Raw genomic sequence first — 6,949 nt, forward strand, 5'->3', positions numbered from 1 at the left:
GCCCAAGATGGTGGCGGTCACAGCGCTTGTGGGCGCTGCCGTCGTGGTGCTCGCCGGCCTGGAGCAGGTCTTCCTGCGGCGCTGGGAGGAATTCCTGTCGCTGCTGTGCGGCGCCTGGATGATCATCTCGCCATTCTTCTTCCAGTATGGCGGCGCGCTGCGCAGCTGGCACATCGGCCTTGGCATCGCAGTGGCGGCACTGGCCGTGCTGGAACTCTGGCAGGATCGCAACCGCAACCTTGAGGCATGACGCATCGCCGAGAATGAACCTGGCCCGGGGTTTAGGGATCAGCTCTATGTCTACCGTCGTTCAGGTCGAAGCTTGTCCGACGGGTGCTGGCATCGCTGACTTGGATCGGCCCGATTGATGCGGCGCTCGCGACAGGCGGCGTGGATGCGCTGAAATTCAGGCAATAAAAAAGCCCGGCAAAACCGGGCTTTTTTTGAGTGTTTCTCGACAGCAAGGAGCTATCTGAAACAGGAAACTGGTGCCCAGAAGAGGACTCGAACCTCCACGCCTCGCGGCACACGGACCTGAACCGTGCGCGTCTACCAATTCCGCCATCTGGGCTGGTGGCGGTGATGTAAGCGGGCGAAGCGACTGTGTCAACGCGCTTTTTCAGCTTTTGCCGACGAATGCTGCGACGGGTTGGAATTGTCGCATTCAAGCATGCCGCATGACGCAGGGGCAGGCGGCATATCGAAGCCGGCGAAGCGTTGGGAGCCGCGAATTCGCAGCTCCCTTATAAGCTTACGCCAGCACTTCCTTGGAAGCCACGGTCGAATCAGCGTTGAGCTTGTAGACGATCGGCACACCGGTCCCGAGTTCGAGCTTCACGATGTCCGGACCCGAAATGCCTTCAAGCGCCATGATCAGCGCGCGCAGCGAATTGCCATGCGCTGCGACCAGGACCGTGCCGCCGCGCAGCACGTGCGGCTGCATGTCATGCATGTAGTAGGGCCATACGCGCGCGCCGGTGTCCTTGAGGCTCTCGCCGMCGGGCGGCGGGGTGTCGTAGGAGCGGCGCCAGATATGGACCTGCTCCTCGCCCCACTTGGCGCGGGCATCGTCCTTGTTGAGGCCGTTGAGGTCGCCATAGTCGCGCTCGTTGAGCGCCTGGTTGCGGATGGTCTTGAGGTCGCTCTGACCGGTGGCGTCGAGGATATGCTGGCAGGTCTTTTGCGCACGCATCAGGGCCGAGGTGTAGGCGATGTCGAACTTCAGCCCGCGCGCATTGAGCTTCTGGCCGGCGGCCTTGGCTTCGGCGGTGCCCTGCTCGGTCAGGTCGACGTCGCGCCAGCCGGTGAACAGGTTCTTCAAGTTCCATTCGCTCTGGCCGTGACGGACGAGCACGAGAGTTCCGGACATTTTTGCTCCCTTGAGATTGAGATGATGAGGCTGGATTCGGTTGACTAGAGGCCGAGAACGTCGCGCATCGAGTAAAGCCCAGGCTTGCGGCCGTGCGCCCATAGCGCTGCCTTGACGGCGCCGCGGGCGAAGATGGTGCGGTCCTCGGCTTGATGCGACAGGGTGATGCGTTCGCCGGTGCCGGCCAGGATGACGGAATGGTCGCCGACGACCGAGCCGCCGCGCAGCGCGGCAAAGCCGATCGTGCCGGCCTCGCGCACGCCGGTGTGGCCGTCACGCACGCGCACGCTCTTCTCGGCCAGCGCGATCTTGCGGCCTTCGGCCGCCGCCTCGCCGAGAAGCAGCGCCGTGCCMGAAGGCGCGTCGACCTTGTGGCGGTGGTGCATTTCAAGGATTTCGATGTCGAAGTCGCTGGGCCCGAGCGCCTGGGCAGCCTTTTCAACCAGCACCGCGAGCAGGTTGACGCCGAGGCTCATATTGCCCGACTTGACGATGGTGGCATGGCGCGCGGCAGCAGCGATCCTGGCGTCGTCTTCCGGCGAACAGCCGGTGGTGCCGATGACATGGGCAATGCGCGCCTGGCCGGCGTAGCCGGCGAATTCGACGGTCGCAGCCGGGACGGTGAAATCGAGCACGCCGTCGGCCTTGGCAAAGGCTGCCAGCGGATCGTCGGTGATTTCGACATTGATGATGCCGATGCCGGCGAGTTCGCCTGCGTCCTTGCCGAGATGCGGCGAACCGGCACGCTCAATGGCGCCGACGACGCGAACGCCCTCCATGGCGTGGACGGTGCGCAACAGCACCTGACCCATTCGCCCGGCGGCACCGACCACCACAAGACCCATGTCGCTCATTGTCAGCTCCTTGCGGCGTCTTCAAACAGGCAGCCCTGTCGCTGCGCGAAAACTGCGCCCCTCATAAAGCATGACGTGCGAAGGGGAAACCGCCTTTTGGTAGGCTAAAGGCGCCAGCGCCGGTCGCCAGTCTCGACGCCGAACAGTTCTGGCGTGCGCGCATAGGCGGCGAGGCCGGCAAGGGCTGCCAGTGGATGCGTGATGACATAGACCGGCATCGAGGCCATCAGTTCGCGATGCGGGGCCTTGTCTTCGAAAGCCTCGCGGAAATTGCCCTGTTTCAGCGCCGGTACGATCTTCTGGGCAATGCCACCGGTGAGATAGACGCCGCCCTTGCTCTTGAACACCAGCGCCAGGTCGCCAGCGGTACGTCCAAGGCAGGTGACGAAAATGGAAAGGGCTTCTTCGGCAATCACGTCGCTGCCGGCAAGCGCTGCAGCGGTGACTTCAGCCGGCTGGGTGAGGGTGGGGGCCTTACGGTCTGCCGTGGCCACGGCGCGATAGGTGTTGACCAGGCCGCGCCCGCACAGGATCTGCTCGCCCGAAATGCGGCCTTCGAGCTTTTCGAGATGCGGAAAGACCTCGAAATCGCGCTCGCTGCGCGGACCGAGATCCATGTGACCGCCTTCGCCGGGAATAGGTATCCAGCGACCAAGTGCATGGACGAGGCCAGCGACGCCAAGACCCGTGCCAGGACCGAGGACGACGCGGCCAGCACCCTCTTCCGGCTCGCCGCCACCGATCTTTTCCATGTGCTCGTCACCAAGTGCCACAACAGCGAGCGCCTGGGCTTCGAAATCGTTGAGCACGAGAATGTCGATCAGTCCAAGCGTCGAAAACATCTGGCGGGGACGCACCACCCAGGGACAGTTGGTGAGCGCGATCTCCTCGCCCTCGACCGGCCCAGCAACGGCCAGCACCGCCGAACGCGGACGCACCGGCGCGCCATCGAGGACAGCCAGAATGGCGTCGTCGATGGTGGCATAGTTGGCGGTCTGGACGATGTGCGGTTCGCCGGCGTCCTTGTCGGCGCTCTCGACGATGGCGAAGCGCGCATTGGTGCCGCCGATGTCGCCGATCAGGATCGGGAAGGGGAGAGCCTGCGCTTGCTCGCTTGGATGTGACATGCTCGGCTCCGTCCCCACGTCGGCGTTCAGCCGTTCTCTTGGTTTTCCAGCATGATCTCGGCCGTCGCCCGATTCAACGCCATGGGAATGTCGTAGACGATGGCGAGCCGCATCAATGCCTTCACATCGACGTCATGCGGCATCGGCGTCAGCGGATCAACGAAGAAAATCAACAGGTCGATCCTGCCCTCGCTGATCAGCGCGCCGATCTGCTGGTCACCGCCGAGCGGACCGCTCTTCAGCGGCGTCAGGTTGAGGCCGGGGCAGGCCGCCAGCACCCGCTGGCCCGTGGTTCCGGTGGCAACGATATGACAGGTCATGAGGAAGTCGGCATGAGCGCCGGCGAAGGCGACCATGTCGTCCTTCTTCTCATCATGGGCGATCAGTGCGAGACGCAAGGCTGGTGTCACTCGTAAGACGCCCCGACAGGTTAAATCGGTTGAAATCCATAAACGGATTTCCGCGACATGGGAAGCGGGTCGGCGCCCGCCGCTTTGCCGGATTAGTTGTTCGTCGGTCGAGGACGCGGCAACGGGATGTCCACTGAAGGCCTGGGCGCGAAGGCGTTGGCCGCAGCCGGCGCACCGCCGGACTGTGAAATGACCGGCTTGCCCGGCGCCACCGCCTCGGGCTCTGGCGCCGCGACCACAGCCGTAGGCGCGCCTTTGCCACGGAAAGTGACGGCCGCTTCTGAAGTCGGGGAGGGCGCATTGAGCACGGCGACGCATTGCTTGGGCAGGCTGGCCATCGTCATGATGTCGCGCGCCTTGGGCTTTTCCGGACTGGTGGCCGGGCGCCAGGGCTCTTCGGTGAACCACCAGGCCAGCGACTTGTCACAGCCGTCGCCACGCGGCGTCGGATCCTGTTCCTTGCAGCCCATCGAGCCGGGCTGGCAGCCGATGCGGATGTGGAAATGGTAATCGTGACCCCAGAAGGGCCGGACCTTGCGCAGCCAGGAGCGGTCTCCGGTGACGGTCTCGCAGAGTTTCTGCTTGATGCCCGGATTGACGAGGATGCGCTCGACCTCGGGATAGCTCGCGGCGCGCTCAAGCAGCCGCGCATGCGCTGGCGTCCAGCGCTTTTCGATGACCCGGTGGGTCTTCTCGTTGACCATCGAGACAGCGCTCATGTTTTCGCGCTCGCTCGCCGAAAGCCGGTGATCGGGCATGGGCGTGAACCAGATGTCGGCGTCCAGGCCGATCTGGTGGGAAGCGTGGCCTGTCAGCATCGGGCCGCCGCGCGGCTGCGAGATGTCGCCGATCAACAGGCCCGGCCAGCCGTCGGCGGTGGCATCGCGCGACAGCTTTTCGATCAGCGAGATCATGGCCGGATGACCCCAGCGCCGGTTGCGCGACAGGCGCATGGCCTGCCAGGTCGGCCCGTCAGTGGCAATCGCCACGCCGCCGGAGAAGCAGCCCTTGGAGTAGAAGCCGTAGGAATGCGCAGCGATCGCCGCCGGCAGCTTCTTGGAGCCAAACAGGTCTTTCGCAAGCTCCGCGGCACTTGCCGCCTGCATGTCGAGGCCGACAAGCCCAAGCGTTGCCGCGACCATGGCGAAGCGCGCCGCCTTGCTCAGAAATCTGCTGAAAAATGCCGTCATTGGAGTCCGATCCTCTCCACCAGCTTGGGCCGCCATGGTTACCGAAAGGTAAATTTCGACTCCCGCATCCCAGTCATTTCGTCGCGTCCAGCCGGTTCAGCCTTGCCTTATCGGGCTGCGCCTGTCGCCCTCGCCTTCGCCGCGCCAGCTGCCGTCGGCCCACATGCTGTCCAGCGCCGTACGGTAGTTGGGCAACCGGAAACCGTAGCCCAACGCCTTGATCGCGGTGTTGGCGACGCGCTTGTTCTCGCCATAGAAAGACCGTGCCATGGGCGAAAGTTGGGCGGTCTCGAAAGGAATTTCGGGCGGCGGCGCAACACTCATCAGGTCAGCGGCATAAGCGACGACATCCTGCGGCGGCGCGGGCTCATCGTCGGTGACGTTGAAGACCCCACCATAATCGCCATCGGCGAGGAACCACAACGCACCTGATATGTCGTCGACATGGATGCGGTTGAACACCTGACCCTGCTTGACCAGGCGCTTGGCGGTGCCGCTTTGGAGATTGACGAAGGCGTTGCGCCCCGGGCCGTAGATGCCCGACAGGCGCAGGATCGCGACTGGCCGTCCGATCGCTTCGCCAAGCTCGTGCCAAGCCTGCTCGGCGGCGAGCCGCATCGAGGAACGGCCGGGCTTCGGCCGACATGTGGCGGTCTCGTCGATCCAGGCGCCACCATGGTCGCCATAGACGCCTACGGTGGAGAGATAGCCGATCCAGCGCAGCAGTGGCATGCCGTGAGCGATCGCCTCGCGGGCGGCATTGAGCACCGGGTCGCCGTCGTCGCCGGGTGCGGCGGAGACGACGAGATGGGTTGTTGCGGCCAGTTGCGCCCTTACTTCAGGAGTGAGCTGTCCGTCGAAGACAAAAGCCTCGATGTCAGCTGCTTCGAGGCCCGCGAATTTGTCCGCCGAGCGCGTGGTGCCGGCGATGCGAACGCCTTGTAGGCGCATGCGGGCGAATGCCTTGCCGGAATAGCCGGCGCCGAAGATGAATATTTTCTGCTCGGTCATGCCTGCGTCCGTGCGGGTTCGACTTGCGTGAGCTGCCATTCGGCAATCACGTCGTCTTCGGTTTCGGTCTTCAAAGCCTGTTGCGCAAGAGCCGAAAACGTCTCGCCCGGCGCGAGCCGCGACAGCGCCCAGATCGCAGCACCGCGCACCAGAGGCGAGGGGTCGGCGAGCAAGGCCCGGCAGGGCTCGATCAAGGTGGCGTCAGCCGAATTGCCTGACGCGATCAGCACGTTGCGGATAAAACGGTCGCGGCCGATGCGCTTGACCGGTGACCCCGAGAAGAAGGTGCGGAAGGTCGCATCGTCGAGTGCGAGMAGCTCGGCGAGGCGCGGCTCGCGCAGGTCGTCGCGGGCGGCGAGTTTTTGCTCGGACGCGGCCTGGGCGAACTTGTTCCACGGGCAGGCGGCAAGGCAATCGTCGCAGCCATAGATGCGATTGCCGATCTTGTGGCGGAATTCGAGCGGGATCGGCCCCTTGTTTTCGATGGTGAGGTAGGAGATGCAGCGCCGCGCATCGAGCCGGTAAGGCGCAGGAAACGCGTCGGTCGGGCAAGCATCGAGGCAGGCGCGGCAGGAGCCGCAATGGTCGACCTCGGCGGCGTCGGGCTCAAGCTCGGCGGTGGTAAAGATGGTGCCCAAAAACAGCCAGGAGCCGAACTCGCGGCTGACCAGATTTGTGTGCTTGCCTTGCCAGCCAAGTCCTGCCGCCTCGGCCAAGGGCTTTTCCATCACGGGGGCGGTGTCGACAAACACCTTCACGTCGCCGCCGGCGCGGGCGACGATCTTGCCGGCGATCTCCTTCAGCCGGCCCTTCATGACGTCGTGATAATCGCGGTTGCGGGCATAGACCGAGATCGCGGCGCGGTCCTTGTGGGAAAGGAGGTCGCGCGGGTCGTTGTCGGGTCCGTAGTTMATCGCCAGAACGATGATCGAGCGCACCTCGGGCCACAAAACGGAGGGTTCGCTGCGGCGCTCCAGCGTTTCGGCGA

Annotated in this window: 8 protein-coding genes and 1 tRNA gene; 1 reads left to right on the top strand and 8 read right to left on the bottom strand. The window is 64.4% G+C overall.

Annotation, left to right across the window (positions count from 1 at the left end; all coding sequences use genetic code 11):
- The coding region (locus tag AC1DWF_RS28645; RefSeq protein ID WP_476842349.1) for an SPW repeat domain-containing protein at positions 1-250 on the top strand (250 nt) is incomplete at its 5' end.
- A gap of 236 nt (positions 251-486) precedes the next feature.
- Here the strand turns inward: AC1DWF_RS28645 and AC1DWF_RS28650 are convergent.
- The 8 genes from AC1DWF_RS28650 to queG form a co-directional block, all read right to left on the bottom strand.
- Positions 487-571 (bottom strand) — tRNA-Leu (locus AC1DWF_RS28650).
- Between the two features lie 180 nt (positions 572-751).
- A complete protein-coding gene (locus AC1DWF_RS28655; protein ID WP_476842350.1) occupies positions 752-1,369 on the bottom strand; it encodes a 2,3-bisphosphoglycerate-dependent phosphoglycerate mutase in 618 nt (205 codons plus the stop codon).
- Positions 1,370-1,413: 44 nt separating this feature from the next.
- A complete protein-coding gene (dapB, locus tag AC1DWF_RS28660; protein WP_476786244.1) occupies positions 1,414-2,223 on the bottom strand; it encodes a 4-hydroxy-tetrahydrodipicolinate reductase in 810 nt (269 codons plus the stop codon).
- A gap of 104 nt (positions 2,224-2,327) precedes the next feature.
- Complete coding sequence (locus AC1DWF_RS28665) at positions 2,328-3,350, bottom strand: glucokinase (protein WP_476788208.1); 1,023 nt, start codon at positions 3,348-3,350, stop codon at positions 2,328-2,330.
- Positions 3,351-3,376: 26 nt separating this feature from the next.
- Positions 3,377-3,760 (bottom strand): methylglyoxal synthase, encoded by a 384-nt coding sequence (locus AC1DWF_RS28670; RefSeq protein WP_476783326.1) that lies wholly within the window; start codon positions 3,758-3,760, stop codon positions 3,377-3,379.
- Positions 3,761-3,852: 92 nt separating this feature from the next.
- Positions 3,853-4,950, bottom strand: a complete 1,098-nt coding sequence (mepA, locus tag AC1DWF_RS28675) for a penicillin-insensitive murein endopeptidase (protein WP_476783327.1) — start codon at positions 4,948-4,950, stop codon at positions 3,853-3,855.
- 96 nt (positions 4,951-5,046) lie between these two features.
- A complete protein-coding gene (locus AC1DWF_RS28680) occupies positions 5,047-5,961 on the bottom strand; it encodes an SDR family oxidoreductase (protein ID WP_476783328.1) in 915 nt (304 codons plus the stop codon).
- Positions 5,958-6,949 (bottom strand): tRNA epoxyqueuosine(34) reductase QueG (gene queG / locus AC1DWF_RS28685; RefSeq protein WP_476842351.1); only part of this gene is annotated, 992 nt, incomplete at its 5' end. The genes queG and AC1DWF_RS28680, both read right to left, overlap by 4 nt.

The sequence above is a fragment of the Aminobacter sp. P4_D5 genome, assembly GCF_056401815.1.